This window comes from Actinomycetospora sp. (assembly GCF_055612215.1).
On the sequence record NZ_JBVPVA010000668.1, the window covers coordinates 1 to 2,795 of the forward strand.

Here is a 2,795-nt window from a genome sequence, read left to right on the forward strand (position 1 = left end):
TGAGCGAAGGGGCCCCTCGCTCGGATAGACGGGCCAGGGGCGCCCCTCGCCGGGACGTCGGACCACCGGTCGGATCCGGCGATGGGCGCCCACCGGCCGATAGATCGACTGAAGGGCCCCTTCGCTCGGAACGGAGCCTCGGTAGCGTCGCGGTCATGCGCACCACGGTGGTCTGGGACGAGGCCCTGCTCGCCTACAAGCTCTCCTCCGAGCACCCGCTTCACCCGATCCGCCTCGACCTGACGATGCGCCTGGCCCGCGCGCTCGGCGTCCTCGAGGACATCGAGCTCCTCGTCCCCGACCCGGCGCCCGACGAGGAGCTGGAGCGGATCCACGTCGCGTCCTACCTGGCCGCCGTGCGGCGCGCCCCGCAGGAGGGCGACGACCCCGTCCACCAGCTCGGCACCATGGACAACCCGATCTTCGAGGGCATGCACGACGCGGCGGCCCTCGTCGCCGGCGGCTCGATCGCGGCGGCCCGGGAGATCGCGGAGGGGCGGGCCGACCGCGCGGTGAACCTCGCGGGCGGGCTCCACCACGCGATGCGCGACCACGCGTGGGGCTTCTGCATCTACAACGACTGCGCGATCGCGATCTCCTGGCTGCTCGACCACGGCTACACCCGGATCGCCTACCTCGACACCGACGTCCACCACGGCGACGGGGTGCAGGCGGCGTTCCTGGACGACCCGCGGGTGCTGACGATCTCGATGCACCAGCACCCACGGACGCTCTGGCCCGGGACGGGGTTCCCCTCCGAGCTCGGCGACGGGGCCGCCGCCGGCACCGCGGTCAACCTGCCGCTGCCGCCCGGCACCCGCGACCCGGCGTGGCTGCGCGCCTTCCACGCCGTCGTGCCCTCTATGCTGCGGGCCTTCGAGCCGCAGATCCTCGTCACCCAGTGCGGCGCCGACACCCACCACGAGGACCCGCTCGCCGAGCTCTCGCTCACCGTCGACGGCCACCGCGCGATCTACCGGGCGTGCCGCGAGCTCGCCGGGGAGTACGCCGGCGGCAAGTGGCTCGCGCTCGGCGGCGGGGGCTACAACCTCGTGCGCGGCGTCCCGCGGTCGTGGACCCACCTCCTCGCCACCGTCCTCGACCGGGACCTCGACCCCCAGCGCGGCATCCCCGCGTCGTGGACCTCCTACGCGGCGGGGATCTCGACCCGGCCGCTGCCCACGACCATGACCGAGGACGCCTCGACCGAGTGGACCCCGTGGGGCGGGTACACCGAGGAGGACGTGGATCGTTTCGTCCTCGAGACGCGCCGCGCCGTCTTCCCGCTGCACGGCCTCGAACCGCAGAACATCCTGGACTGACACCCCTGCGGACGGGAGACCATGAGCTCGCCACCCGGGACCACGCCCGACCAGGAGCCCGACGCCGACGTGGACGCGGTCACCGTGTCGATGCGCGCGGCGCCCGACGCGCCCTACCCGCGGGAGTGGGAGGCCGACGTCGTCGCGGCCGACGGCGCGACCGCCCACCTGCGCCCGATCACGCCGGAGGACGCGGACGACGTCGTCGCCTTCCACGCCCGGCTCTCCGAGCGCACCCGCTACTTCCGGTACTTCGGCCCCTACCCGAAGATCCCGCCGCGCGACCTCAAGCGCTTCACCGAGGTCGACCACCACGACACGGTGGCCCTCGTCGTGTGGCTGGGCGGGGAGATCATCGCGATCGGGCGCTACGTGCGGCTCGGCCCGGACGATCCGTCGGCCGAGGTCGCGTTCGTCGTCCGCGACGACCACCAGGGCCGCGGACTCGGCTCGATCCTGCTCGAGCACCTCGCCGCGGCGGCCGAGGAGGTCGGGATCCGGCGGTTCGTGGCCGAGGTGCTCACCGAGAACCGCGTGATGCTGCGGACGTTCCGCCAGGCCGGGTACGACGTGACACGGGCCATGGAGGGCTCGACGCTGCACCTCGAGTTCGACGTGGCCGCCACCGAGCGCTCGACCGAGGTCCGCCAGGCCCGCGAGCAGGCCGCGGAGGCCCGCAGCGTCGCGAACGTCCTGCACCCGCGCTCGGTCGCGGTCGTCGGCGCGTCGGCCGACCCGGGCAAGCTCGGCCACGTCGTGCTCGTGAACCTGCTGCGCGGGGAGTTCACCGGGCCGGTCTACCCGGTCAACCCCGACGCCCGGTCGGTGCGCGGCGTCCGGGCCTACCCGACGGTGCCCGACATCCCCGACGACGTCGACCTCGCCGTCGTCGCCGTCCCCGCCCCCGAGGTGTCCGGGGTGGTCGACGGCTGCCTCGCCAAGGGGGTCAAGGCGCTCGTCGTCGTCACCTCGGGCTTCGGCGAGACCGGCGACGCGGGGATCGCCGCCCAGCGCGAGCTGGTCACGCTCGCCCGCTCCAGCGGGATGCGGGTGGTCGGGCCGAGCGCGCTCGGCGTCGTGAACCTCGACCCGGCCTACCGCCTCAACGCCAGCCTCGCCCCGCAGCTGCCGCCCCCCGGCCGGGTCGGGTTCTTCTGCCAGTCCGGCGCGCTGGGCATCCAGATCCTCGCGGCGGCGGCGGCACGCCGGCTCGGGCTCTCCACGTTCGTCTCGGCCGGGAACCGGACGGACCTCTCGGGAAACGACCTCATGCAGTACTGGGACACCGATCCGGCGACCGACGTCGTGCTGCTCTACCTGGAGAGCTTCGGCAACGCGCGCAAGTTCGCGCGGGTGGCGCGGCGGCTGGCGCGGCGCAAGCCGGTGATCGCGGTCGCCAGCGGCCGGCACGCGACGCCGGGACTGGCGGCGTCGACCTCGCCGCTGGAGGAGGCGTCGGTCGCGGCGGTCTTC

2 protein-coding genes are annotated in these 2,795 nt (G+C 74.1%); both read left to right on the plus strand.

The genetic code is table 11. The features are described from left to right. Nucleotides 1-155: 155 nt before the first annotated feature. Entirely contained in the window at nucleotides 156-1,322 is a 1,167-nt protein-coding gene (locus tag AC0CYZ_RS18350; protein WP_472217902.1) for an acetoin utilization protein AcuC, read from the plus strand. Nucleotides 1,323-1,412: 90 nt separating this feature from the next. After that, on the plus strand, nucleotides 1,413-2,795 hold a 1,383-nt coding region (locus AC0CYZ_RS18355), incomplete at its 3' end, for a GNAT family N-acetyltransferase (RefSeq protein ID WP_472217904.1).

What these genes read in the sequence shown, in the direction of transcription:
- AC0CYZ_RS18350 (WP_472217902.1), top strand. Translation starts at nt 156, where the DNA reads ATGCGCACCACGGTGGTCTGGGACGAGGCCCTGCTCGCCTACAAGCTC.